The organism is Peristeroidobacter soli, assembly GCF_004138485.1.
In the GTDB taxonomy this organism is placed as follows: domain Bacteria; phylum Pseudomonadota; class Gammaproteobacteria; order Steroidobacterales; family Steroidobacteraceae; genus Steroidobacter; species Steroidobacter soli.
This window is the reverse complement of record NZ_RYEV01000005.1, coordinates 147,361-172,421: the sequence shown is the minus strand read 5'-3', so window position 1 is coordinate 172,421 and position 25,061 is coordinate 147,361. Positions and strand designations below refer to the sequence as shown.

At 63.9% G+C, this 25,061-nt stretch carries 19 protein-coding genes and 1 pseudogene; 3 read left to right on the top strand and 17 right to left on the bottom strand.

Annotated features, from left to right (window positions below; translation table 11 throughout):
• Positions 1-41: 41 nt before the first annotated feature.
• The 17 genes and pseudogenes from EKO19_RS22240 to rpsB form a co-directional block, all read right to left on the bottom strand.
• Positions 42-1,199: an MFS transporter gene (locus EKO19_RS22240; protein WP_129778695.1), complete on the bottom strand. Its 1,158-nt coding sequence runs from the start codon at positions 1,197-1,199 to the stop codon at positions 42-44.
• A 66-nt stretch (positions 1,200-1,265) separates the two neighbouring features.
• Positions 1,266-4,823 carry a DNA polymerase III subunit alpha gene (gene dnaE, locus EKO19_RS22235; RefSeq protein ID WP_129778694.1) on the bottom strand — a complete coding sequence of 1,186 codons (3,558 nt, stop codon included), beginning with the start codon at positions 4,821-4,823 and terminating at the stop codon, positions 1,266-1,268.
• A 3-nt stretch (positions 4,824-4,826) separates the two neighbouring features.
• A complete protein-coding gene (gene rnhB / locus EKO19_RS22230) occupies positions 4,827-5,498 on the bottom strand; it encodes a ribonuclease HII (RefSeq protein ID WP_217705520.1) in 672 nt (223 codons plus the stop codon).
• 45 nt (positions 5,499-5,543) lie between these two features.
• Positions 5,544-6,728: a lipid-A-disaccharide synthase gene (gene lpxB, locus EKO19_RS22225; RefSeq protein WP_129778692.1), complete on the bottom strand. Its 1,185-nt coding sequence runs from the start codon at positions 6,726-6,728 to the stop codon at positions 5,544-5,546.
• A 158-nt stretch (positions 6,729-6,886) separates the two neighbouring features.
• A complete protein-coding gene (gene lpxA, locus EKO19_RS22220; RefSeq protein WP_129778691.1) occupies positions 6,887-7,675 on the bottom strand; it encodes an acyl-ACP--UDP-N-acetylglucosamine O-acyltransferase in 789 nt (262 codons plus the stop codon).
• A 14-nt stretch (positions 7,676-7,689) separates the two neighbouring features.
• The gene (fabZ, locus tag EKO19_RS22215) at positions 7,690-8,169 is read right to left on the bottom strand and encodes a 3-hydroxyacyl-ACP dehydratase FabZ (protein ID WP_407676661.1); all 480 of its coding nucleotides are present in this window, start codon (positions 8,167-8,169) and stop codon (positions 7,690-7,692) included.
• A gap of 11 nt (positions 8,170-8,180) precedes the next feature.
• Positions 8,181-9,236: a UDP-3-O-(3-hydroxymyristoyl)glucosamine N-acyltransferase gene (gene lpxD, locus EKO19_RS22210; RefSeq protein WP_129778690.1), complete on the bottom strand. Its 1,056-nt coding sequence runs from the start codon at positions 9,234-9,236 to the stop codon at positions 8,181-8,183.
• 53 nt (positions 9,237-9,289) lie between these two features.
• Positions 9,290-9,880 carry an OmpH/Skp family outer membrane protein gene (locus EKO19_RS22205; RefSeq protein WP_157995395.1) on the bottom strand — a complete coding sequence of 197 codons (591 nt, stop codon included), beginning with the start codon at positions 9,878-9,880 and terminating at the stop codon, positions 9,290-9,292.
• A 61-nt stretch (positions 9,881-9,941) separates the two neighbouring features.
• Positions 9,942-12,344: an outer membrane protein assembly factor BamA gene (gene bamA, locus EKO19_RS22200; RefSeq protein WP_157995394.1), complete on the bottom strand. Its 2,403-nt coding sequence runs from the start codon at positions 12,342-12,344 to the stop codon at positions 9,942-9,944.
• 156 nt (positions 12,345-12,500) lie between these two features.
• Entirely contained in the window at positions 12,501-13,904 is a 1,404-nt protein-coding gene (gene rseP / locus EKO19_RS22195; RefSeq protein WP_129778687.1) for an RIP metalloprotease RseP, read from the bottom strand.
• On the bottom strand, positions 13,901-15,109 hold the full coding sequence (ispC, locus tag EKO19_RS22190) for a 1-deoxy-D-xylulose-5-phosphate reductoisomerase (RefSeq protein WP_129778686.1): 1,209 nt from the start codon (positions 15,107-15,109) through the stop codon (positions 13,901-13,903). The genes rseP and ispC overlap by 4 nt, the downstream gene beginning before the upstream one ends.
• On the bottom strand, positions 15,106-15,900 hold the full coding sequence (locus EKO19_RS22185; RefSeq protein ID WP_129778685.1) for a phosphatidate cytidylyltransferase: 795 nt from the start codon (positions 15,898-15,900) through the stop codon (positions 15,106-15,108). Before EKO19_RS22185 ends, ispC begins: the two co-directional genes overlap by 4 nt.
• The gene (uppS, locus tag EKO19_RS22180) at positions 15,900-16,637 is read right to left on the bottom strand and encodes a polyprenyl diphosphate synthase (RefSeq protein WP_281281094.1); all 738 of its coding nucleotides are present in this window, start codon (positions 16,635-16,637) and stop codon (positions 15,900-15,902) included. Before uppS ends, EKO19_RS22185 begins: the two co-directional genes overlap by 1 nt.
• A gap of 18 nt (positions 16,638-16,655) precedes the next feature.
• Entirely contained in the window at positions 16,656-17,213 is a 558-nt protein-coding gene (gene frr / locus EKO19_RS22175; RefSeq protein WP_129778683.1) for a ribosome recycling factor, read from the bottom strand.
• Between the two features lie 25 nt (positions 17,214-17,238).
• Positions 17,239-17,979 carry a UMP kinase gene (gene pyrH / locus EKO19_RS22170; RefSeq protein WP_129778682.1) on the bottom strand — a complete coding sequence of 247 codons (741 nt, stop codon included), beginning with the start codon at positions 17,977-17,979 and terminating at the stop codon, positions 17,239-17,241.
• Between the two features lie 116 nt (positions 17,980-18,095).
• Positions 18,096-18,995 (bottom strand): translation elongation factor Ts, encoded by a 900-nt coding sequence (gene tsf / locus EKO19_RS22165; RefSeq protein ID WP_129778681.1) that lies wholly within the window; start codon positions 18,993-18,995, stop codon positions 18,096-18,098.
• A 310-nt stretch (positions 18,996-19,305) separates the two neighbouring features.
• Positions 19,306-20,040, bottom strand: a pseudogene (gene rpsB / locus EKO19_RS22160) (30S ribosomal protein S2); the annotation flags it as partial.
• 291 nt (positions 20,041-20,331) lie between these two features.
• On the opposite strand from rpsB, the gene map reads away from it, so the two are divergent.
• From map to dapC, 3 genes are read left to right on the top strand one after another with little or no spacing between them, the layout of a single operon-like run.
• Positions 20,332-21,099 carry a type I methionyl aminopeptidase gene (gene map, locus EKO19_RS22155; protein WP_129780206.1) on the top strand — a complete coding sequence of 256 codons (768 nt, stop codon included), beginning with the start codon at positions 20,332-20,334 and terminating at the stop codon, positions 21,097-21,099.
• An 18-nt stretch (positions 21,100-21,117) separates the two neighbouring features.
• Positions 21,118-23,820 carry a [protein-PII] uridylyltransferase gene (gene glnD / locus EKO19_RS22150; protein WP_129778679.1) on the top strand — a complete coding sequence of 901 codons (2,703 nt, stop codon included), beginning with the start codon at positions 21,118-21,120 and terminating at the stop codon, positions 23,818-23,820.
• Positions 23,817-25,013, top strand: a complete 1,197-nt coding sequence (dapC, locus tag EKO19_RS22145) for a succinyldiaminopimelate transaminase (protein ID WP_129778678.1) — start codon at positions 23,817-23,819, stop codon at positions 25,011-25,013. The genes glnD and dapC overlap by 4 nt, the downstream gene beginning before the upstream one ends.
• The last annotated feature ends 48 nt before the right edge of the window (positions 25,014-25,061 follow it).

Sequence of the window (25,061 nt, the reverse complement as noted above, 5' to 3'; positions counted from 1 at the left end):
GCATGCGAGGAACGCCCAAAGCCACGCAGACAATCTGCTGCTCATCCCATAGCTTCCCGCTGCGCGGCGCGCTCGCCCATCACCGAGCATGCCAGGGCGCCGATGACGAAGACAAACCCAACCCACGACATGAAACGCGCCGGCACCACGGTCCACGCGGTCGAGCCGATGCTTGCCCCGATCGCCATGCCGAAATAAGTCACGGAAGAATTGAGCGCGATGGTGGCGGCGGCAAGCATGGGAGCAACTGCGGCCAGTCGCGCCTGTTGTACGGCTGGAAAGCCGGAGCTGCCGAAGCTCCATAGAAATTGCGCGACATAGATGGTCACGAACCAGAGCGAGAACAGCGGCCACAACAACAGCATGGTCGCGGAAGAAATGTTACAGCGGTAGGCGACGAGGGTTGCACCGAACCGACGCACCATACGAACGCTGAGCAGATTGCCGAGCAATGCCCCGCCGCCGGCAGTAAACAACAGCAGCGCCAGCGCGGGACCGGAGATCCCCTGCACTTCTTTGACGATGGGCGCGATGTAACTCATCATGATGGCGCTGCCAACATTGGTGAGTCCGGTGGCCGCCGTCAGCCAGCGCAGCGCGGGCGAGCGTAGGACCTGAAACCAGCGAACCCAGTTGAGCGGCGGCACCATCACGTTGGCCGGCAGCGAGCGCCAGATGAAAATCGCAATCACGGCGCTGGCCACGCCGATGAATGCAAACGACATGCGCCACGACGACAGCGACGCGATCAACACGGAAATGGGATTGCCGAGCACGGCACCGACCGACCAGCCGACCATCAGCTTGGCAAGCACCGTCGCCCGCTCCCCGGCCGGCGTGAGCATGGTCAGCGTCGCAGCCACCTGCGGCGTGTAAACGGCGGAAGTCACGGCCGCGAGCACGCGCGCCCACATCAAGTGATCGTAGGTCTGGCTGAGCGCTGCCAGAAAATTCGCGAGCGCGCCGACCGCCATCGAGCCGGTGAGCAACTTGCGTCGGTCGATGTGGGAACCCAGCGTGGCCAGTGTCGGCGCGCAGATGGCAGCCGCCAGGGCAAAGGCGGCGATCAGCAGGCCGGCCTGATGAACGGGAATCTGCAACGACGCGGAAATATCGTTGAGCAGGCCGCCGACGCTCAGGAAGCTGGTGGCGACGAAGAAGTTGCCGGCGATGAGAACGAAGAGTCGCTGGGGTGGCACGGAACGGTCGGCGGCTGTGAGTTGGAGACATCATCTCCGACCTCACCGTAAACCGCCAACGACTAACTACTCACCACCCCGACCATTGCCGCCACCAGCCGGCCCGTAAATCAGCTTGAAGCCGTCGTGCCCGCACAGCTGCGACAGCCGTTCCGTCACCTCGCGCGTCGGTTTGACCTGCCACTCTTGAGAGAGCACGAGCTCGGCTCGCGCAGCGGAACCGGTGTAGTAAACCGCGACCGCACAGCGGCCGCCGCGGAACGGGCGCAGCGTCTGTTCGAGTTGTTTGAGGAAGCCGCGTTGACCGGCCGCATCCAGCCCCGGCGGCCAGCGGATCGCCAGGCGCTTGGCATACAGCTCACGGGCCTGATCGATATCGATGACTTTCTTGGCGTTCAAGCGCCAGCCTTCGATGTATTCGTCGAACCGCAGCTGGCCTTCGACGATCACGATGGCGCTCTTGGCGATCACCGTGCGGTACTGCTGCCATTGATCTTCGAACATCGACGCTTCCATGCGAGCGCTGCGATCGTCGAGCGTGAAAATCACGCGCTGGCCGCGCTTGCCGACGTCGAACACCATGCCGCCCACCGTCACCGGCTTGCCCTTGAACTGCTGGAAGCTGCCTTCCTGGGCCGGCGCCGGCCGGTCGCTGGTCAAGTCGACGATACGACCGCTGGTGATGGGCTTGACCTCCGCTTCGAACTCTTCGAATGGATGGCCGGTGAGATACAGACCGAGGGTGTCGCGCTCGCCGTCCAGGCGCACGCGGCGGCTCCAGTCCGGCAGCACCTCGGTAACGACCTGCGGCGCCGCCGTCGGACTCGTGTCCATCAAGCCGAACATGTCGTTCTGACCGACCGCGCGCGCACGAATGGTTTGATCGGCGAGCTGCATCGCCGAGGGCAGCGAATGCATCAGCGTCGCACGATTGGCGCCGAGCGAATCGGTCGCGCCGGAGCGAATCAACGCTTCCAGCACGCGTCGATTCATTCGATTCGCGTCGCTGCGCCGGCACATATCCGCCAGGTCGCGATACGGCTCCTTGCTTCGGCTCTCGACCAACTCGTCGACCACGTTCTGGCCGACGCCTTTGATCGCGCCCAGGCCGTAGCGAATGGTGCGTTCGCCCGACACGGTGAACATGAACTGCGAGAAATTCACATCCGGCGGCTCGACCTTCAGCTTCATGCGCCGCGCTTCGTCGATGAGCGTCACCACCTTGTCGGTCTTGTCCATATCGGAGGACAGCACCGCCGCCATGAAGGCCGCCGGATAGTGCGCCTTCAACCACGCCGTCTGATACGTCAGCAACGCGTACGCGGCCGAGTGCGATTTGTTGAAGCCGTAACCGGCGAATTTCTCCATCAGGTCGAAGATGTGTTCGGCCTGTGCCTGATCGACACCGCGCCCGGTGGCGCCCGTGACGAAAATGGTCCGTTGCTTGGCCATTTCCTCGGGCTTCTTCTTACCCATCGCGCGACGAAGCAGGTCGGCGCCGCCGAGCGAGTAGCCGGCGAGCACCTGCGCGATCTGCATCACCTGCTCTTGATACAGGATGACGCCGTAGGTCGGCGCGAGCACCGGCTTCAGATCCGGATGCAGATAATCGATCGGCCCCGTCGTGGTGCCGCGCTTGCGTGCGATGAAGTCGTCCACCATGCCCGACTCGAGCGGGCCGGGACGGAACAGCGCCACCAGCGCGACGATGTCTTCGAAGCAGTCCGGTTGCAGACGGCGGATCAGATCCTTCATGCCGCGCGATTCCAGCTGGAACACCGCGGTGGTCTCGTAGCGCTTCAGCAGATCGAACGTCGCGACGTCATCCATCGGCAGCGCGTTGATGTCCAGCGGCGGCTCGCCCTGCTGCGCGCGTTGGGCGTTGATGACCTTCAACGCCCAATCGATGATGGTGAGCGTGCGCAACCCCAGGAAGTCGAACTTCACCAGGCCGGCCTGCTCGACGTCGTCCTTGTCGAATTGGGTCACCACGCTCTGGCCGTTCTCGTCGCAGAACAACGGCGAGAAGTCGGTGAGCACGGACGGCGAGATGACCACGCCACCGGCGTGCATGCCGGCGTTGCGCACCAGGCCTTCGAGCGACATCGCCATGTCCAGGATGGCGCGGGTCTCTTCTTCGTTCTGATAGCGGCGCCGCAGCTCTTCTTCCTTGGCGAGCGCGTCTTTGAGCGTGATGCCCAGCTCGAACGGAATCAGCTTGGCGATGGAGTCGGCGAAGCCATAGCTCTGGCCGAACACACGCGCCACGTCGCGCACCACGGCCTTCGCCGCCATGGTGCCGTAAGTGATGATCTGCGAGACGCGCTCGCGCCCGTAGTGACGCGCGACGTAATCGATGACGCGGTCGCGACCGTCCATGCAGAAGTCGACGTCGAAGTCGGGCATGGAGACGCGTTCGGGATTCAGGAAGCGCTCGAACAGCAAGTCGTAGCGCAGCGGATCGATATCGGTGATGCCCAGACAGAACGCCACCAGCGAGCCCGCGCCGGAGCCGCGGCCCGGTCCGACCGGCACGCCGTTCTCCTTCGCCCACTTGATGAAGTCCGCGACGATCAGGAAGTAGCCGGGGAAGCCCATCTGGATGATGACGCCCAGCTCGATCTCCAGACGTTCCGTGTATTCCTCGTCGGTAATCACGCGCCCCTGGACCGGCGTCGTCTTCAGCTGCACCAGGCGTCGAGCCAGACCGTTGCGCGACTGCTCGCGCAGGAAGTCGTCGACCGGCATGTCGCCCGGCGTGGGGAATTTCGGCAGCACGCTCTTGCCGAGCTTCAGCTCCAGGCTGCAGCGGCGCGCGATTTCGACCGTGTTCTCGAGCGCCTCGGGCACGTCCTTGAACAGCTCGGCCATTTCCTTCGGCGACTTGAGATATTGCTGCTCGGAGTAACGACGGCGACGCTTCGGATCGGCCAGCAACGCGCCGTCGTGAATACACACTCGCGCTTCGTGAGATTCGAAATCCTCGCGGCGGATGAAGCGCACGTCGTTGGTCGCGACCACAGGGACGCCGCGCTCGATGGCGAGGTCCAGCGCCCCCTGCACCTGACGCTCATCGCCTTCGCGGCCGGTGCGTTGCAGTTCCAGATAGAAACGATCGCCGAACACGCTCAGCCAGAAATCCAGCGCGCTATTGGCCTCGTCGTTGCGGCCGTTGAGGATGGCGCGACCGATATCGCCTTCGCGCGCACCGGACAGCGCGATCAGACCTTTCAAGTCTTCGGGCGTGAGCCAGCTGCGATCGACCATCGCCACGCCCTTCTTCTGGCCTTCCAGATAGGACCTGCTGACCAGCTTGGAAAGATTGTTGTAACCGAGCGCGCTCTGACACAGCAGCACCAGCGACGACGGCTCGGTGCGCTCGCCGGTTTCGTGGACGCGCAGATCGACACCGATGATGGGCTTCACACCGGCGGACTGCGCCGCCTTGTAGAACTTCACCATCGCGAACAGATTGCTCTGATCGGTGAGCGCGACCGCCGGCATCTTCGCCGCCGCGGCTGCATCCATCAGGCCGGGGATGCCCTCGCCTTCGCTGGTGATGCGCACCACGCTGTCGACCAGCGAGTACTCGGTGTGCAGATGAAGATGGACGAACGCAGACACCGCTTACAGCCCGACCGCCAGCGGAGTCTCGGACACGTCGGCCACCATCTCGCCCATGTCGGCGAGCGACAGGCGCCGCTCGGCGGCGAGCCGCACCGGCTCGAAGCTGCGACGATGAATGGGCGTCGGGCCATGACGCTTCAGCGCCCTGTAGTGTTGCGGCGTGCTGTAGCCCTTGTGGGACGCGAATCCATAGTCGGGATAGAGCGCATCCAGCTCGACCATCATCCGATCGCGCGTGGTCTTCGCGAGAATGGACGCGGCACCGATACAGGTCTTGAGCGCGTCGCCATCGATGATCGCTTCGTAGCTGCACTTCATCGGCAGCCCGAGGAACGAGCAGCACAGATTGCCATCGATCTGCACGTGGCCCGGCTGGATGTGCAGGCCGATCAATGCACGGCGCATCGCCAGGTGCGTGGCTTGCAGGATGTTGTGGCAATCGATTTCTTCGACGTCGGCCCAGGCGACCGACCAGGACAGCGCAGCAGCGCGGATCTTGATCGCAAGTGCTTCGCGCTCTTCAGCTTCGAGCTGCTTGGAGTCCTTGATGCCGCGAATACGGCGGCGCGGATCGAGGATGACCGCGGCGGCGACCACCGGTCCCGCCAGTGGCCCGCGCCCTGCCTCATCGACGCCGGCGACCAAGCCGGGCGCCTGCAACGGCAAGGCCATCGTCCGTTGAGATGTTGCCCGTTGAGATGCTGCCATCGCAGTTATTTACACCGACAAGCGACGCTTCACCAACAAATCCACGATCGCGTCCGCCGCGCGCGCGCTGGCGTCGCGCCGGAGGGTCTCGTGAATGGAGGTGAAAGTTTGCACGAGCTGGTCGCGATCGGCACGTTCCAATTGCTGAAGCACCGCGGGCCCGAGCACCTCGGCGCGCACCTCGGCGTTGAAGAACTCCGGCACCAGCTCCCGACCCGCCAACAGATTGGGCTGGGCGAAGAACGGCGCCTTGAAGAGTTTCAAATGCTTGAGCAGAAAACTTGTCAGCATCCCCAAGCGATAAGCCACCACCATCGGGCGCTTCACCAAGGTCGCTTCCAGGGTGGCGGTGCCCGAGGCGAGCAGCACGACGTCGCTGGCGGCCATCACCGTCTGCGCATGGCCGTTGATCAGCGTCACCCGGTCGAGCAGCGCCGGGTTGCCGAGGGCAGCACGTTCGAGGGCCTCCTCGAAAATTCTGCGGGCCGGCTCATTGGCCAGCGCCGCGATGAAGCGCAGCTGCGGCCGTTCATGAAGCAGCCACGCCATGGTCTGCGCGAAGTCCGGACTGAGGCGCGACACCTCGCCCTGTCGACTGCCGGGCAGCACCGCGACGTACTGACCTCTCTCGGGCAAGGCCAGCTGATAGCGCGCGGTCTCGGCGCTCAGCTCCATCGGCACCACGTCCGCGAGCGGGTGGCCGACGAATTCCGCGTGCACCGAATGCGTGTCGTAAAACGGTTTCTCGAACGGCAGCAGACACAGCACCAGGTCGACCGCTCTGCCGATCGTATTCACGCGCCCCTGCCGCCAGGCCCAGACCTGGGGGCTGACGTATTGAACCGTGGGAATGCCCGCCTCTTTGAAGCGTGGCGCGATGCGCAGATTGAATTCCTTCGCGTCGACACCGACGTACACGGCGGGCCGTTCGGCCAGCACGCGATCGATCAGTTGTCGCCGGATTTTCAGCAGGCGCGGCAGATGGGGAATGATTTCGAACAGCCCCATCACCGACAGGTTTTCCATGCGCTCCCAGGCCTCGCAGCCCGCGGCAACCATGCGCGAGCCGGCGATCCCCGCGAAGCGTGCCTGCGGAATGCGCTGGCGCAGCGCTATGATCAGTTGGGCACCGAGATTGTCGCCTGATGCCTCGCCGGCGACCAGAACGATGAGTGGAGCGTCGGAAGAAGTCACTACCGATCCAGGCACGGCAACGGTTGGATTAGCCACGGATGTGGCTGTAATTACGCCGGAGGTGCGGCCGTTCAAAAAGACACCGCACTGTAACCAACAAATCGACTGCAATCGCAGTCACGAACGTCGCTGTGATCACGCCGAAGGCACCTTCTCTGCTATCTGACGATGCCCACTCGCTCGCGACGCGGCGTGGAGTCGTTGAGGAAATCGATCAGTGGCTGCAGCTCGGGTTGAGTCTTGGCGCGCGCTTCGATCTGTTCGGTGGCTTCGATCAGCTTCAGCTGCGAGCGATACAGGATGCGATAGGCATCGCGGATGTTCCTGATCTGCTCGGGCGAGTAGCCGCGACGCTTCAGCCCTTCCGAATTCACACTGTGCGGCTCGGCGGGACGCCCCACCGCCATCACGAACGGCGGCACGTCGCGCGTCACCGCGGTGTTGTTCGCGATGAACGCATGCGCGCCGACCTGACAGAACTGATGAATGCCAGCGAAGCCGCCCATGTGCACCCAGTCGCCGATGATCACGTGACCGCCGAGCGTGCCGTAGTTCGCCAGCACACAGTGCGAGCCGATCACGCAGTCGTGACCGACGTGCGAGCCCGTCATGAACAGATTGTCGCTGCCGATGCGCGTGACCAGCTGATCCTTGGTGGTGCCGCGATTGATGGTGGTGTTCTCGCGGAACGTGTTCCGGTCGCCGATCTCGAGCCGCGTCGGCTCATTGTTGTATTTGAGATCCTGGGGCGCCGCGCCGATCGAGGCGAATTGAAAAATCTTGTTGTCGCAACCGATGGTGGTCGGACCGTCGACCACCACGTGCGGCCCGATCCAGGTGCCCGCGCCGATCACGACGCCGGGGCCGATGACAGTGTATGCGCCAACTTGCACATCCGGCGCGAGCTGCGCGCTGGGATCGATCAGCGCTGTGGAATGAATAGCCATCGTGGCAACTCTGATTACTTACGCGTTTCGCCGGGGGCAACCATCATCTCGGCGCTGCACGCCTCCTGGCCATCGACCTCGGCGATCGTGGAGAACTTCCAGATGCCGCGGATCGAGCGCTCCAGCGTCGCCTTCAGGATCAATTGGTCGCCCGGCTCGACCGGCTTGCGAAAGCGCGCCTTGTCGATGCCGACGAAGTACAGCTGACGGTGCTCGTCCGGATACACGCCGGCGGTCACGAACGCCAGGATGCCGGCGGTCTGGGCCAGCGCTTCGAGAATGATCACGCCTGGAAACACCGGCCGGTGCGGAAAGTGGCCGGGAAAGAACGGCTCGTTGACGGTGACGTTCTTGAGCGCCCGGATGTGCTTGCCGGAAACGCATTCGAGCACTCGATCCACCAGCAGGAAGGGATAGCGATGCGGCAGCCGGCGCATCACCTCGTGGATGTCCATGGTCAACACGTCGCTGGCGGTCTGGGTGCTTTCGGTCATCTGAAGCCTTGTTATTCCTCGGGTTCGTCTGGGGCCGCGGGCTGGTCGGCGGCGCCCCGCTCCCGGCGCACCTCGCGGACGAAGTCGTCCAGGTGGTGGAAGCGGGCGGCATTCTTGCGGAAACGGGCCGTTTCGTCGACCGGTATGGCGCTGGAGTAGTAGCCGGGCTTACGGATACTGCTGTTCACGAACGCTTTACCGGTGAGCACCACGTCGTCGCAGATGGTCAGGTGGCCTGCGATGCCGGCCATGCCGCCGATCATGCACCGTTTGCCGATCACGGCGCTGCCGGAGATACCGGCACAGCCGGCGATGGCGGTGTGGTCGCCGATGCGCACGTTGTGGCCGATCTGGATCTGATTATCCATTTTCACGCCGTTGCCGATCACGGTGTCCTCGATGGCACCGCGGTCGATGGTGGTACAGGCACCGATCTCGACGTCGTTGCCGATGCGCACCGTGCCCACCTGCGGGACCTTCAACCATTCACCCTGATCCGGCGCGAGACCGAAGCCGTCGCCGCCGATCACTACGCCCGGCTGAAACAGACAACGATCGCCGATGAACACGCCGATACACAAAGTCACATTCGCGGCGAGCCGCGTGTCGCTGCCGATCGTCACATCGTCCATGACGATGCAACCCGGTCCGATCACTGTGCGCGCACCGATCTTCACTCTCGCGCCGATGACTGCGTGCGCACCGATCGACGCACTCGCATCGATCTGCGCGGAGTCGTCGACCACGGCAGTGGCATGTCGTCCCGGTGGTGCCGCCGGCGGCGGATATAACAAAGCCGCGATGCGCGCATACGTCGCATACGGATTCTTCGCGAGCAGCGCGTTCACCGGACACTCGTCGGCCAGCTTCGGATCGAGCACGACCACGCCCGCCTTGGTCTGCTGCAAGAAGCGGCGATAGCGTGGATTGGCTAGAAACGTAACCGACGAGGCGTCCGCGCTCTCCAGCGCTGCGACCCGCGACACGCGCAGGTCTGGATCACCTTTGAGGATGCAGCCAAAGCGGACGGCGAGCTCGCCCAGGCTGAGGCCGGGCTGTGCGGACATCGCCGTCGCCCGGCTCAGCGGCGCAACCCGGAATGGATATGCGCGCTCATCAGTTACTGCTTGGCCGGCGGAGTCGCGGGCTTGGCGGGCGGCGTCGCCGGCTTCACACCGGCACCGGTCTTGGCGCGAGCCTGCAACGCGGTCAGCACCTGCGGGGTGATGTCGAGCGATTCATTGACGAACAGCACGCCATCGCCGACCACCAGGTCATAACCCGAAGCGCGCGCGAAGGTCTGCACTTCCTGCAGCAACGCCTTCTGCAGCTTGCCCAGCTCTTCGTTACGGCGCACGTTCAGGTCTTCGACGTATTCGTTCTGCTTGCGAGCCAGGTCGCGCTGCCCCTCGCGCAGCTCCTTCTCGGAGTTGCGACGCTCGTTCTCGGCCATGACCGCGCCATCGCGCGACAGCTTCTCTTCCTTGGCCTTCAGGTCTTTCTGCTGAGCCGCCATCTCGCGCTGACGCGGCGAGAACTCGTCCTGCAGGGCCTGCATGGCGCCTTTCGCCTGCGGGGCCTCCTCCAGCAGCCGCGGCACGTTGACCACGGCGATCTTCAACTGCGTCTGGGCGCCGGCCACGGGCGCAAACAACGCAACCGACAGCGCCAGCGGGGCCAGCAGAAAAGCAGGAATGCTCAAACGTGCCATATCCAACCTCGGAAAAATTGTCCCAATTATCGTAATAGGATCTAGGAATCGAACCGCGCCGTCAGAATGCCTGACCGATCGAGAACTGGAAGCCTTCCGTCTCGTCGCCATAGCGCTCGTTCGTGTCGCCGCTGACCTTCTTGAGCGGCACCGCGTAGCTGAAGCGGAACACACCCAGCGGGGCCAACCACTGCACGGCCAGACCGGCGGACGCGCGGAGCTCATCATAACTGAACCCGTAGTCCACTACAGTCGTCTGGTCGGGACCGTAGAACTTGACCTTCTGGTTCGAGAATATGTTACCGATGTCGTAGAACAGGCTGAAGCGGGCGCTGTTACGCCACTTTTCCGGCATCGGCAGCAGCAATTCGGTCTGGGCGATGGTCTTGATATTACCGCCGTAGGGGCGGCCGAAGTTGTCTTTCGGTCCCAGGCGGCTCTCGCGGAAGCCGCGCACCGAGTCCGGGCCGCCGCCGAAATACTGCCGGTACGGCGGCAGCGCGGTGGTATCGCCCAGCGCCTCGCCATAGGCCAGCTCGACGTTGAACATCAGCGTCAGGCTGCGCCAGATCGGGATGAATTGCAGGTAATCGTAGGACGCGGTCCAGAACTCCACGTCGCTGCCCGGCACCGTGTAGCCGACATTGAAACGATGGCGTGCGCCGCGGTCCGCGAAGATGGCGCGGTTACGCGAGTCATAGCGCCAGCCGAGGTTCAGCTCGAGCGTGTCGAAGTCGCTGCTGTAGAGGTAGTAGTCGCCCAGGCTGACGCCCGGCGCGCAGACCCCGTCGCCGTAGACATCCACGCAGCGGGTGCGCGAATTGCCGTTCGAACGCACCCAGTCGGTCGCCTGCTCGGCGCTGCCGCCCTGGCTGGTCACCAGCTCGGCACGCTGCGCCGACAGACCCACGCCGAGGTACTGATACTCGGTGATCGGCCAGTCGTAGTTGATGCCGAGCGTGATGGTCGTGGTATCGAAGTCCGAGGTCGCCGACGTGAACTGAGTGACGTCGCGATAGCCCGCCGAAATCGTTCGCTGCACTTCGTCGATGGTGGTGTAGCGATCGGTGTGCGAGAAGCTGAACGCCTTCGCGTAGCGGCCCGAGTTGATCTCCATGGCGATACGGTTGCCCGTGCCCATGAAGTTGGAGTGCACGAAGTTGCCGTTCAGGATGATGGACTGCGACTCGGAGTAGCCGATGCCGCCGCCGAACTGACCGGGCAAGCCCTCCTCGATCTGGAAGTCCACGTCCACCAGGTCGGCCGCGCCCGGCACCTGATTGGTTTCCACCTCGACCTTCTGAATGAACGGCAGACGCTGGATACGCTGCTTGGAGCGCTCCACCGCCGCGTTCGACAGATACGCGCCTTCGAACTGGCGCATTTCGCGACGGAACACTTCGTCGTTCACGCCCGAGGTGCCGTTGAAATTCACCCGGCGCACATACACGCGATTCTTCGGATCGACCACGAAGGTCAGCGAGATCTCCTTGGTCTCGTTGTTCGGCGTCGGCACCGGATCGACGGTCGCGAACGCGTAGCCGTCGATGCCCAGGCGCAGTTTCATCGCCTCCTGGGTCGCGGTGATCTGCCGCAGCGAATAAGTGTCGCCGGGCTTCAGGAAGATCAGACGGCGCAATTCCGACTCCGGCACCACCATGTTGCCGGCCATCTTGATCTCGGAAATCTTGAAGACATCGCCTTCATCGACGTTGACCGTCACGAAGATATCGTCCTTCTCGGGCGCGATCGCGACCTGCGTCGAGGTGACATGGAAGTTCGCGTAGCCGCGGTCCATGTAGTACGAGCGCAGCTTTTCCAGGTCGCCCGACAGCGACTCGCGCGAGTAACGATCGTCCTGCTTGTACCAGGACAGCCAGTTCGGCGTGTTCAGCTCGAACTCCTCGCGCAGATCCTCGTCGCTGAACGCGTTGTTGCCGGCGATGTTGATCTGGCGGATGCGGGCGCGCTTGCCTTCGTTCACGTCGATGGTCAGCTTGACCTTGTTGCCCGGCACTTCCTCGACCTTGGCGTCGACCCGCACCGCGTACTTGCCGCGAGAGAAATATTGATCGGTGAGGTACTGCTTGACCTCATCCAGCACCGACTGGTCGAAGGTCTTGCCGGTGGCCAGACCGACGTTGCGCAACGACTTCTGCAGGTCCTCGGTCTTGATGTCCTTGTTGCCCTTGATCTCGAAGCTCTCGATCGAGGGACGCTCCAGCACCGCGATCACCAGCGTGCCGCCGTCGCGGCGGATCTCCACATCCTTGAAGAAGCCGGTGTTGTACATCGCACGCAATGCTTCCTGAACGCGGCGCTCGTCGATCTGGTCGCCGATGTTCACCGGCAGATAGTTATAGACCGTGCCTTCGGAAATGCGCTGCAGGCCTTCGATACGAATATCGCCGACCGCGAAGCTGGACTGCGACGCGGCGGCGCCCGGGCCCGCAATTTGGGCCACGGCCTCGTTTTGCCAGATTCCTGGCAACGCGCCTGCCGCTGCGACCGCAAGCGTCGCGTGGATGATGGACTTCAACCGCATCAGCCCTATGCCCCTATATTCTTGGAATGCGCCGCCACAGCGCCCTGATCTTGCATCTTTCGCATCTGGGCGGATTTAATTCAGATGCCGCACGATGTCGTTGTAGAAGGCCAGCGTCATCATCAGGATCAACATCGCGATGCCAATGCTCTGCCCGAGCTGCTGTGCTCGTTCTGAGACCGGCCGGCCCTTCACCAGTTCCGCGAGCTGATACACGATCTGGCCGCCGTCCAGGATCGGGATCGGCAGCAGGTTCAAGACGCCCAGGCTGATGCTGATCAGCGCCAGGGTGCTCAGGAAGAAGCGCCAGCCCTGCCGGATCGCGAACCCGGTGGTCTCGGCGATGCTGATCGGTCCGGAAATCGCCTTCAGCGACACATTGCCGGTGACGATGCGGCCCACGATGCGCAACGTGAACACCGAGGTGTCCCAGGTCTTCGCAGCCGCGTGGCCGATGGAGCCGATCACGCCGTACTTCTGCAGCGCCACCATGTCTTCCACGGTGCGGCCGCTCTTGAGGGGCTTGTTTTCCGGCCCGATGCCGATCAGGCCAATGCGCTTGCCGCCGGCTGCCTCGCTTTCGCCGATGGTGAGCGGCACCGAGATGATCTGGCCGTCGCGGCGGATCTGCAGCGTGACAGCGCGGCCCGGATTGGGCCGGACCTGCGCGACCAGCTGATTGAAATCGGCGATCTCGTGATCGTCGATCTTCAGGATCTCATCGCCCTTCTTGAGGCCGGCGCGGGAAGCGGCGGTGTCATCCTGCACGACCGCGACCACGGCCGCCACGCGAGGCTGCCAGATATCGAAACCCAGGCCCGGCAGCAGCGCATCCGGCTGCGTCAGCTCGCGGCTGCGATTGCCGGTGACCAGCTCGAGATCCCGCTCGCTGCCGTCGACACCACGCACGCGCATGTGAATCGTGCCGTCGTCGGTGAGGTCTTCGATGATGCCGAGCGTGGCGTCTTCCCAGGTATCGGTGGGCTTGCCGCCCACCTGGATGATGTGATCTTCGTAGCGCATGCCGGCGTTCGCGGCGATCGAATTCGGCGTGATCTCGCCGACGATGGAGCGCGGCGCCGGCACGCCCGCGGTGAACAGCACCCAATACAGAAACACCGCGAAAATCAGGTTGAACACCGGGCCGGCGAGCAGCACGGCGATGCGCTTCCATACCGGCTGGCGAGTGAACGCCCGCGGCAGCTCGTGCGCCGGGACATCGCCTTCGCGCTCATCCAGCAGCTTCACGTAGCCGCCCAGCGGAATGGCCGCGATCACGTATTCGACCCGGTCCGCGTCCTTGCCGGTCCGCTGCCACAGCGGCTTGCCGAAACCGATCGAGAATCGCAGCACCTTGATGCCGAGCCGGCGCGCCACCCAGTAGTGGCCGAACTCGTGCACCGAGACCAGGATGCCGATGGCAATGACGAACCCGATGGCCGAGATCAGCCATTCCAGGGGATTGGTCGGTGAAATCATGCACACACTCCCGCGGCCGCCGTCAGCGCCGCTTGCGCCTCACGGCGTGCCCAGTCATCCGCGCTCAATACGTCATCGAGCGAGCTCGCGGGCAGCGTCGGGTGACGCGCCAGCACGCGCTCGATCACTTCCGGAATCTCCAGGAACGACAATCGGCGCTGTAAGAAAGCTTCGACAGCAACTTCGTTCGCTGCGTTCAATACCGCCGGAGCAGTACCCCCCGCCTCCGCCGCCGCGCGCGCCAGCCGCAGGCACGGAAACCGGGTCGCGTCGGGCGCTTCGAAATCGAGCCGCGCGGCCCGCAAAATATCCAGCGATTCTACACCGGAGGCGATGCGCTCCGGCCAGCCGAGCGCATGGGCGATCGGGGTGCGCATGTCGGGATTGCCCAACTGCGCCAGCATCGAGCCGTCGATGTACTCGACCAGCGAGTGCACGATGCTCTGAGGATGCACCACCACTTCGACCTGCGCCGGCGGCAAGGCGAACAGCAGACAGGCCTCGATCAGCTCCAGTCCCTTGTTCATCAGCGTGGCCGAATCCACGGAAATCTTGCGCCCCATCACCCAGCGCGGATGCTTGCACGCTTGTTCCGGCGTGACCGCCACCAATGCGCTCGCCGGGGTGCGCAGAAACGGACCGCCCGAGGCGGTCAGCAGCACTCGTCTCACATCGGAACGGGTCACTCCGGCTTGAGTCGCACCGGGCCCGCTCATGCACTGGAATACCGCATTGTGCTCGCTATCCACGGGCAACAGCGTCGCCCCACCCTCGCGAACCGCTTGCATGAACAAGGGGCCGGACATCACCAGCGCTTCCTTGTTGGCGAGCATGATCCGCTTGCCGGCGCGCGCGGCGGCGAGGCTGGAGCGCAGGCCGGCGGCACCCACGATCGCGGCCATCACCGCGCCAACCTGCTCATGGGCGGCAACTTCACTCAGCGCGGCCTCGCCGACCAATACGCGGGTCGCGCAGCCTGCAGCCTGCAATTCAGAGCTGAATTTCGCAGCCGCGACGGGATCCACCACCACCGCAAATTGCGGACGATGGGCAAGGCATTGCTCACGCAGCCGCGCGATGTTGCTGTGGGCGGTGAGCGCGAAAACTTCGAACCGGTCCGGATGACGCGCCAGCACGTCGAGCGTGCTCAAGCCGATGCTGCCGGTCGAACCCAGCACGGCGACCTTCAGGCGAGCGGTGCTCATCGCAGCAGCCCCAGCCGTTCCAGGCCGATCAGGAACACCGGCGCGGCGGCGGTCACGCTGTCGACGCGGTCGAGCACGCCGCCATGGCCGGGCAGCAGACTGCCGCTGTCTTTCAGACCCGCGTGACGTTTGAACATGCTTTCGGTCAGGTCGCCGACCACCGAGGCGATCGCGACCACGATGCACAACGCCATGAAGGGCACCGTGTCCATGTTGAACCACCAGACGCCGCACGCGGCCATCAATGCCGCCGCCGCCAGGCCACCGCCCACCCCTTCCCAGGTCTTGCCCGGGCTGACCCGGGGCGCCAGCTTGTGGGTGCCGAAGGCGCGACCGGCGAAATATGCGCCTATATCGGCGGCTACCACCAGCAGCAGAAGGAACAACATCAGTTGCGGGCCCTGGGCATGCAACCGGACCAGTGCCAGCCAGACCGGCACCAGCGCGAACAGGCCGGCGACTGCGGCGGTCCCGCGGTTCACGCTGGCGGGCGCAAACGCAATCCAGAGCAAGGCCAGCACCCACCAGACGAGCGAGGCATACAACAGCAGGCTCGATCCGGCGCTATCGACGCCGGCATACCAGGCCACGCCGAGACAGGCCGCGATGAAAGCCACATAGGCGAGGCGGGTCGAGGTATGGGTAAAACCGGGGAACGCCGACCATTCCCACGCGCCCGCGGCCACCAGCAGGGCCAGCACGGCGGTCGTGATCGGATGCGGCACCCAGAGAATGACGAAGATGACGCAGGGAGCCAGGATCAGCGCCGTGATCACCCGCTGCCGAAGCATCAGCGCGCCCCCGCCTGGCTGGGCGTCAGGCCGAAACGGCGCTGCCGGCGCGAGAAATGCTCGATCGCCGCGTCCAGCTCCCTGGGCCCGAAATCCGGCCAGAGCGTGTCGCAGAAGTACAGCTCGGTGTAGGCCAGATTCCACAGCAGGAAGTTGCTGATGCGTTGTTCTCCCCCGGTGCGGATGAGCAGATCGGGATCGGGCAACCCGGCCAACGCCAGATGCGCGTCCAGCGCTGCCTCGTCGATGGCATCGCTCCCTATTTCTCCGGCAGCACAGCGGCGGGCAAGTTCCCGGGCGGCGTTGGCGATGTCCCAGCGGCCGCCATAAGCGACCGCGACCACCAGCGCCATCCCCTTGTTGCCGGCCGTCAGACGCATGGCCGCTTCCATCCGCTCACGCAGCGCCGTGGACAGCTGCGACAGATTGCCGATGAAGCGCACGCGCAGCCCGTTCTTGTGCAGGCCCTCGATTTCCTGGTCGAGCGCCTCCAGGAACTTGTTCATCAGCACCGACACTTCTTCGCGCGGCCGCTGCCAGTTCTCGCTGGAGAACGCGAACAGGGTGAGCGCTTCGATGCCGCGCTGGGCACAGGCCTCGACGATCTGTTTGACCGTGCGCACGCCCATGCCGTGACCGGCAGTTCGCGGTAACGCACGGGCGGCGGCCCAGCGACCGTTGCCATCCATGATCACCGCGATGTGCCGCGGAGCGCCGCCGGAGCGGGAATTCTTCACGAGCGAGTTCAATGCAGCTCAGATCTGCATCAGCTCTTTTTCTTTTTCCTGCAGGACCTGCTCGATCTCGGCAACGTACTTGTCGGTGAGCTTCTGCACTTCCTCGCCGGCGCGCCGCTCGTCGTCCTGCGACAGCAGCTTCTCCTTGAGCATGTCCTTGATCTCGGTGTTCACGTCGCGACGCACGTTGCGAACCGCGACGCGCGCGTTCTCCGCTTCGTGGCGCACGACCTTGGTGAGATCGCGACGACGCTCTTCGGTGAGCGGCGGCATCGGCACGCGGATCACCGTGCCCGCGGTGTTCGGATTCAAGCCGAGATCGGACTTCATGATGGCCTTCTCGATCACCTGCACCATGGTCTTCTCCCACGGCGTCACGGTGATGGTGCGCGCATCTTCCAACGCGACGTTGGCCACTTGATTCAGCGGCACTTCGTTACCGTAGTACTCGACACGAATGTGATCGAGCAGGCTCGGATGCGCGCGACCGGTGCGCAGCCGCTTCAGTTCGTTGCGAAACGCGAGAACGCATTTCTGCATGCGCTCGATGGCGTCTTTTTTTACATCGTCCAGCATGGTCGTTCTCCAGTTGAGCGGTGGCTCAGCCGTTGGTTACGAGCGTCCCCACGTCCTCGCCGCGCACGATACGCAGCAGCTCGCCGGGAGTGTTCAAGTCGAATACGCGCAGCGGCACGTTGTTGTCGCGGCACATGACGATGGCGGTGGCGTCCATCACGTTCAAACGATCCGTCAGCACCTTGTCGAAGGTGAGCCGCGTATAGCGCGTGGCATTCGGATTCTTCATCGGATCGTCGTTGTAGATGCCGTTGACCTTGGTGGCCTTGAGCAGCAGGTCCGCTTCGATCTCGATGGCGCGCAGCGAGGCGGCCGTGTCGGTCGTGAAGAACGGATTGCCGGTGCCGGCGGCGAGAATGGTCACGCGCCCCTTTTCCAGATGGCGGACCGCACGGCGACGGATGTATTCCTCGCAGACTTCGTTGATGCGGATCGCCGACATCACGCGGGCGTGCATGCCCAGCGACTCGACCGCATCCTGCATGGCGAGCGAGTTCATCACCGTCGCCAGCATGCCCATGTGATCGCCGGTGACGCGGTCCATGCCCGAGCGCGCCAGACCCGCGCCCCGGAAAATGTTGCCGCCGCCGATCACCACCGCCACCTGCATCCCGAGGCCCATCACCTCGCGGATCTCCATCGCCACGCGCTTCAGAAACTTCGGATCGATGCCGTAGTCCTCCTCGCCCATCAGCGCTTCGCCGGAGAGCTTCAGGAGGATGCGGCGTAGGCCGTTGGGAGCGGAGCTGGCTGGAGTGGCTGCCATGAAAACCTACGGAGTTCAGAAAAAACGCTGATCAAACCCAGGGGCCATTATAAAGAACCCCGCCGGAGCGGGGTTCAAATCGTAATGTCAGTGTAATCTGTGTCGGGGCCGGTGGGTCACGCCTTCTTGGCGCTCTCCACCTGCTTGCGCACTTCCTCGGCGAAATCCTCCTGCTTCTTCTCGATGCCGGCGCCGACTTCGTAACGCACGATGGACAGCACTTCGCCGCCCGCCTTCTTCAGATACTGCTCCACCGTCTGCTTGTCGTCCTTGACGAACGGCTGGCCCAGCAGCGTGATCTCGTTCAGCCACTTGCGGACCTTGCCCTCGACGATCTTCTCGAGCAATTCACGCGGCTTGTTGGCGTTCTTCGGATCCTGCGCGGCCTGCTCGACGTACACGCCCTTTTCCTTGGCGATTTCCTCGGCGGGCACTTCATCGGCCGTGACACGGGCCGGGTTGATCGCGGCGACGTGCATCGCGATGTCCTTGGCGACCGCATCGTCACCGGACTTCATCACGACCAGGGCGCCGATGCGCGTACCGTGCAGATAGGCACCGACCACGGCCGGGGCATCCACCACCTGGAAGCGACGCACGGTGATGTTCTCACCGATCTTCGCGATCAAGGCACGGCGGGTCTCCTCGACCGACTGGCCGCCGGCAATCGCCTGCGAACCCAGCGCTTCGACGCTGGCCGGCTTGTGCTCGAGCACGACCTTGGCGACCGAGCTTGCGAAGTTCTGGAAGTCCTTCTCACGCGCGACGAAGTCCGTCTCGCAGTTCACTTCGACGATCGCGGCACGCTTGCCGTCGGCCGAGCGCTCCAGAGCGATCACGCCTTCGGCGGCGACGCGCGAGGCCTTCTTGTCGGCCTTGGCCAGACCGGCCTTGCGCATCGCTTCCGCGGCGGCGTCCAGGTCGCCGTTGGATTCGACCAGCGCCTTCTTACACTCCATCATTCCTGCGCCGGTTCTTTCGCGCAGGATCTTGACTGCTTCAGCTGTAACGGCCATGGATCAATTACTCCGTCGGCTTGGCGGCGCCATCGGCGGCCGGGGCGGCAGCGGCCGGGTCGGCAGCAGCAGGAGCACCGGTCGTCGGCTTGCGCTTGGCCAGCGCCGCCTGACGGCGCGCCATGAACTCTTCAGGGGACACGTCGCCTTCGACGTCATCCACCTCGGCAGCCACGACTTCCTCGACCTGACCCTCAGCCATCTTCTCCGGAGCGCGACGACGCGTCGGGGCCTTCTTCTTGACCGAAGCGGCCGGACGGCGGTCACGGCGCGGCGCCGGAGCACCACCTGCGGCCTTCGGCTTGGGCTTGCCCTCTTCGTCCAGCTCCACGAACTCATCTTCGCCCGCCGGCACTTCCGGCTGCGCCGAACGGCCGTCGAGCACGGCATCGGCCACGCCTTCGGCGTACAGCGAGATGGCGCGCATGGCGTCGTCGTTACCCGGCACGACGTAATCCACGTCATCCGGCGTGCAATTGGTGTCGACGATGGCGACCACCGGGATGCCCAGCTTCTTGGCCTCGTGAATCGCGATCTTTTCGTGACCCACGTCGATCACGAACAGCACGTCCGGCAGCGACTCCATCGCCTTGATGCCGCCCAGGCTGCGTTCCAGCTTCTCGCGCTCGCGACGCAGGCCCTGGGCCTCGCGCTTGCTGTGCTGTTCGAGCGTGCCGTTGGTGGCCATTTCATCGAGCGTCGTCAGACGCTTGATGGAACCGCGCACGGTCTTGAAATTGGTGAGCATGCCACCCAACCAACGGTGGCTGACGAACGGCATGCCGGCGCGTTCCGCCGCTGTTTTCACCGCCTCGCGAGCCGAACGCTTGGTGCCGACGAACAGCACGCGGCCGCCGTCCGCCACGACCTGGCGGATGAAGCCCGCCGCGTCGTTGTACATCGGCAGGGTCTTTTCGAGGTTGATGATGTGGATTCGGTTACGCTCGCCGAAGATGTAAGGAGCCATCTTCGGGTTCCAGAAGCGGGTTTGGTGTCCGAAATGAACGCCCGCTTCCAGCATCTGTCGCATGGACACGCTGGTCATCGCAAAACTCCTAAGGGGTTGAGCCTCCATCTGCCCCAGCTGACGACCCGTAAATCTGTTACAGGCACCCCGTCAACTGTGTCGGTCAGATGTGAGAATTCAGGTTGAAGAGAGAGATTCGTTGCCAAAAAAGCGCGCGCTTTATACCATAAACTCCATGATCGTTCACAACTTTTTCCAGCCGGCGCTATCCCCATGATGCGTGGGCTATTGCAGTCGCTGCACCGTAAAGCCACCGCCGGCGAAGGTGAGCCTGGTTCCGCGGCGTCCCTGACTTCCGTTCCACAAGCCATGAAGGTGACGATCAAAACTCCCGCCGAGCAGGAACAGATGCGCGTCGCAGGACGTCTGGCCGCCGACGTGCTGGACATGATCGGCCCGTACGTCGTTCCTGGGGTGACCACCGAGGAACTCAATGCCCGCTGCCACGACTTCATCGTCAACGTGCAGAAGGCCGTGCCGGCGCCCCTGAACTACCGGGGCTTCCCCAAGTCGATCTGCACCTCGGTCAATCATGTGGTCTGCCACGGCATCCCGAGCCCCGACAAGCGCCTCAAGCAGGGCGACATCATCAATATCGACATCACCGTGATCAAGGACGGCTGGCACGGCGATACCAGCCGCATGTTCGCGGTCGGCAAGATTGCCCCCGCCGCCCAGCGGCTGATCGACATCACCCACGAAGCCATGTGGACCGGCATCCGCCAGATCCGCCCCGGCACCCGGCTGGGCGATCTTGGTGCAGCCATTCAGCAGTTCGTGGAGCCCCAGCATCTGTCGATCGTGCGCGAGTATTGCGGCCACGGCATCGGCAGGATCTTCCACGAGGATCCGCAGGTACTGCATTATGGCGAGCGCGGTCGCGGCGTGGAGCTGGTTGCGGGCATGACGTTCACGGTCGAGCCCATGGTGAACGCCGGCAAACGCCACGTGCGGCTGCTGCCCGACGGCTGGACCGTCATCACCAAGGACCACTCCTTGAGCGCCCAATGGGAACATACCGTCCTGGTGACTGACACCGGTTACGAAGTGCTGACACTCGGCGCCGCCCAGCGCTGAGTATCAGGTCTTCGCCCCATGCCCGTCGTCACTCCAGATGATCTGGAAGAGCTTGCCTCGCCCACGCAGGCGAGCGATCCGCCGTGGGACTATCTGGCGGCCATGCAGCCGCAGCTGGCCGCGAATCCGCAGGACATCGCCACCTTTCGCACCGCCCTGACCGAGGGCGACAACCGCCTCAAACAACGCTTTCTCGACGACGAGCCGGTCGAACGCTTGGTGCGCGACCGTGCGCGCTTGGTCGACGCTTTGTTGAAAACCGCGTGGTCGATGCATATCGCCGAACACGTGCGCGAGGTTGCATTGATCGCCGTCGGCGGCTACGGCCGCGGCGAGCTCAACCTCTGCTCCGACATCGACATCATGATCCTGCTGCCGAAGAGCGAATCGGCGCCGTGGCAGGGTGCGCTGGAACGATTCCTCACCTTCATGTGGGACATCGGTCTGGAAGTGGGCCACAGCGTGCGGACCATCGACGACTGCCAGCGCGAGAGCGCCGCCGACGTGAGCGTCGCGACGACCATGATCGAAGCGCGCCTGCTCCAGGGCCCCGAGCTGTTGTTCGAAGCCATGCGCCGCGCGCTGGCGCCCGAACGCGTGTGGCCGACGCGAGATTTCTTCGAAGCGAAAGTCGCCGAGCAAACCGCGCGTCATCATCGCTACTACGACACCGCGTACAACCTCGAGCCGAATGTGAAATCGAGCCCGGGCGGCCTGCGCGATATCCAGACCATCGGCTGGGTCGCCAAGCGTCACTTCGGCGCCGAGTCGCTCGATGAGCTGGTCGATCACGGCTTCCTGACCCGCAGCGAGCTGCGCAAGCTGAAAACGGCGCAGGCGTTCCTGTGGAAAGTGCGCTTCGCCTTGCACGTGCTGACGTCACGCCGCGAAGACCGCCTGCTGTTCGATCATCAGATCCGGCTGGCGAAGATGTTCGGCTACGAAGACGCGACCTACACGCTCGCGGTCGAACAGTTCATGCAGCGTTACTACCGCACGGCCATGGACGTGAGCCTGCTGAACGAAATGCTGTTGCAGCTGTTCCGCGAGGCCATTCTCACCGATCCGAATGTGCCGCCGGTGCCGGTGAACGCCCGCTTCCAGATCCGGAACGACTTCCTCGAAGTCACCGGCGAAGACGTGTTCGATCGCTATCCGTCGGCGATGCTGGAGCTGTTCGTCATCATCGAACAGAACTCCGAGAAGATTCGCGGCGTGCGCGCCTCGACGATCCGTCAGCTCACGCGGCACCTGTGGCTGATCGACGAAGAGTTCCGTCAGCATCCGCGCAATCATCGACTGTTCTTCGAGATCCTGAGCGCGCCGGTCGGCGTGACGCACGAGCTGCGCCGCATGAACCTGTACGGCGTGCTGGGCCGCTACATTCCCGCGTTCGGCCGCATCGTCGGCCGCATGCAATACGATCTGTTTCATGCGTACACCGTCGACGCGCACACGCTGTTCGTCGTCAGCAATCTACGTCGCTTCGCGATGCCGAAGTACGATCATGAGTTCCCCAAGCTGTCGCGCATCATGCAGTCGCTGCCGAAGCCGGAGCTGGCGTATCTGGCCGCGATCTTTCACGACATCGCCAAGGGGCGCGGCGGCGATCATTCCGAGCTGGGCTCGGTCGATGCCGAAGCGTTCTGTCTGGAGCAAGGCCTGTCGCGTTACGACGCACGCCTGGTCGCGTGGCTGGTGCGCAATCACCTGGTGCTGTCGGTCACGGCGCAGAAGAAAGACATTTCCGATCCCAAGGTCATCAACGAATTCGCCCAGCACGTCGGCGACCAGACGCACCTGGATTACCTGTATGTGCTGACCGTGGCGGACGTGCGCGGCACCAATCCGAAACTCTGGAACAACTGGAAACAATCGTTGTTCGCCGAGTTCTTCGAGCGCACCCGTCAGGCCTTGCGCCGTGGCCACGAAAGCCCGCTCGACAAAGATGAGCTGATCGCCGAGACCCAGTCGCGAGCCAAGGAGCTGACGACGCGCGCCGGTGTCGGCGAGATCCTGCGTCAATCGGTGTGGCAGCGATTCACCATCGATTACTTCCTGCGGCACACCCCCGAAGAAATCGCCTGGCACACGAAAATGCTGGCGGACCGGGATAGCGACGAGCGTGCCTCGCTCGTGTCCGTGCAGCAGCTCTCCGGGCGAGGCGGCACGGGCATCTCGACCTACACGCCGCAGACTCAGCACAGCTTCGCCCGCACCACCGCCCTGCTCGACCAGCTCGGCCTGAACATTGTCGACGCGCGCATCACACCGATCGACGACGGTTTCAGCCTCGATGTGTATCACGTGCTGGAAGATACCGGCGCCGAGATCACCGATCCGGCGCGCATCCGTGACATCGAACAACAGCTGTCGCACGCGCTGTCGAAACCCGACAACGTCGCCGTGACCGTAACCCGTCGCGCGCCGAGACAGGTGCGCATGTTCACCACCGCGACCCAGGTGACATTCAGCGAAGAGCCGGTGAACGGCCGGACCATCGTCGAAATCATCGCCGGCGACCGGCCCGGCCTGCTGTCGCAAGTCGCCAAGGTGTTCATGACGGCGGAAGTGAAGATCTACACCTCGAAGATCATGACCGTCGGCGAGCGCGCCGAAGACGTGTTCTACATCACCGACGCCGCCGGCGGCCCGCTCAGTGCCGAGGCCAAGCAGCAGCTGTCGCAACGAATAACCGAAACCCTCGACCGTCGCGTATGAATCCCGCTCTGAACAAGCTGCAGCCGTATCCTTTCGAACGGCTGCGAACGCTGCTGGCCGGCGCTCAACCGCCCGCCGATCTCTCCTGGATCGCCATGTATATCGGCGAGCCCAGGCATCCGGCGCCGCCGTTCGTGATCGAAGCGCTCAAGAACAACATGGAAGGGTTGGGAAGTTATCCGCTCACCGCGGGCATTCTTCCGCTACGGGAAGCTATCGCGAACTGGCTGACCCGGCGTTTCAAACTGCCCGCGGGGTCGGTGTCGCCAGAGACAATGGTGCTGCCGGTGAACGGCACGCGCGAGGCGCTGTTCGCATTCGTGCAGGCGATGACGGATCCGAGCCAGCGGCCGCTGCTGGTGATGCCGAATCCGTTCTATCAAATCTATGAGGGTGCGGCGTTGCTCGCGGGCGCCGAGCCCTACTTCATGCCGAACGACACCGCGCACTCGGCTTTGCCCGACCTGGACAGCGTGCCTCCGGACGTGTGGAAGCGTTGCCAGATTCTGTTCCTGTGCTCGCCGAGCAATCCGACCGGCGCCGTCGCCAGCATCGAATATCTTCAGCACGCGCTGAAGCTGGCGGAGCAGTACGACTTCATCGTGGCCTCCGACGAGTGCTACAGCGAGATTTATTTCGATGAAACCAGGCCGCCCGCCGGACTGCTGCAAGCCGCGGCCGCCGCTGGTAACACCTCGTATGAACGCTGCGTCGTGTTTCACAGCCTGTCGAAGCGCTCCAGCGTGCCGGGCCTGCGCTCGGGCTTCGTCGCCGGCGACGCGAAGCTGATCAAGCCGTTCCTGCTCTATCGCACGTATCACGGCTCGGCCATGCCGCCGCCGGCGCAGATCGCCAGCATCGCGGCGTGGAACGACGAGACGCACGTGCTCGAAAACCGCAACCTGTACCGGCAGAAGTTCGCGGCCGTCGTGCCCATCCTCCGCGAAGTAATGCCTGTCGACATGCCCGAAGCCGCGTTCTATCTGTGGCCCGAGGTCGATAACGACGAGCGTTTCACGCGCGAGCTGTTCGAACGGCAACACATCACCGTGTTGCCGGGCAGCTACATCGCTCGCCCCATGCCCGACGGCTCCAATCCCGGCCGCGGCCGCGTACGCATTTCGCTGGTGGCCAAGGTGCCCGAGTGCATCGAAGCCGCGTCGCGCATTCGCGAGTTCGTCAAAACCAGGTAGCCCCGCCATATGGCTCTGACAGCTCCGTTCCGAGCCGTACGGCGATTG

Excerpts from the sequence above, each read along its gene's own strand:
- glnD (WP_129778679.1), top strand. The coding sequence starts at position 21,118 with ATGCCCGTCGTCACTCCAGATGATCTGGAAGAGCTTGCCTCGCCCACG.
- rnhB (WP_217705520.1), bottom strand. The coding sequence starts at position 5,498 with ATGGCCTTGCCGTTGCAGGCGCCCGGCTTGGTCGCCGGCGTCGATGAG.
- dapC (WP_129778678.1), top strand. The coding sequence starts at position 23,817 with ATGAATCCCGCTCTGAACAAGCTGCAGCCGTATCCTTTCGAACGGCTG.
- map (WP_129780206.1), top strand. The coding sequence starts at position 20,332 with ATGAAGGTGACGATCAAAACTCCCGCCGAGCAGGAACAGATGCGCGTC.
- lpxD (WP_129778690.1), bottom strand. The coding sequence starts at position 9,236 with ATGTCCGCACAGCCCGGCCTCAGCCTGGGCGAGCTCGCCGTCCGCTTT.
- ispC (WP_129778686.1), bottom strand. The coding sequence starts at position 15,109 with ATGAGCACCGCTCGCCTGAAGGTCGCCGTGCTGGGTTCGACCGGCAGC.
- EKO19_RS22185 (WP_129778685.1), bottom strand. The coding sequence starts at position 15,900 with ATGCTTCGGCAGCGGGTGATCACGGCGCTGATCCTGGCTCCCTGCGTC.
- fabZ (WP_407676661.1), bottom strand. The coding sequence starts at position 8,169 with ATGACCGAAAGCACCCAGACCGCCAGCGACGTGTTGACCATGGACATC.
- tsf (WP_129778681.1), bottom strand. The coding sequence starts at position 18,995 with ATGGCCGTTACAGCTGAAGCAGTCAAGATCCTGCGCGAAAGAACCGGC.
- rseP (WP_129778687.1), bottom strand. The coding sequence starts at position 13,904 with ATGATTTCACCGACCAATCCCCTGGAATGGCTGATCTCGGCCATCGGG.
- lpxA (WP_129778691.1), bottom strand. The coding sequence starts at position 7,675 with ATGGCTATTCATTCCACAGCGCTGATCGATCCCAGCGCGCAGCTCGCG.
- pyrH (WP_129778682.1), bottom strand. The coding sequence starts at position 17,979 with ATGGCAGCCACTCCAGCCAGCTCCGCTCCCAACGGCCTACGCCGCATC.
- EKO19_RS22205 (WP_157995395.1), bottom strand. The coding sequence starts at position 9,880 with ATGGCACGTTTGAGCATTCCTGCTTTTCTGCTGGCCCCGCTGGCGCTG.
- frr (WP_129778683.1), bottom strand. The coding sequence starts at position 17,213 with ATGCTGGACGATGTAAAAAAAGACGCCATCGAGCGCATGCAGAAATGC.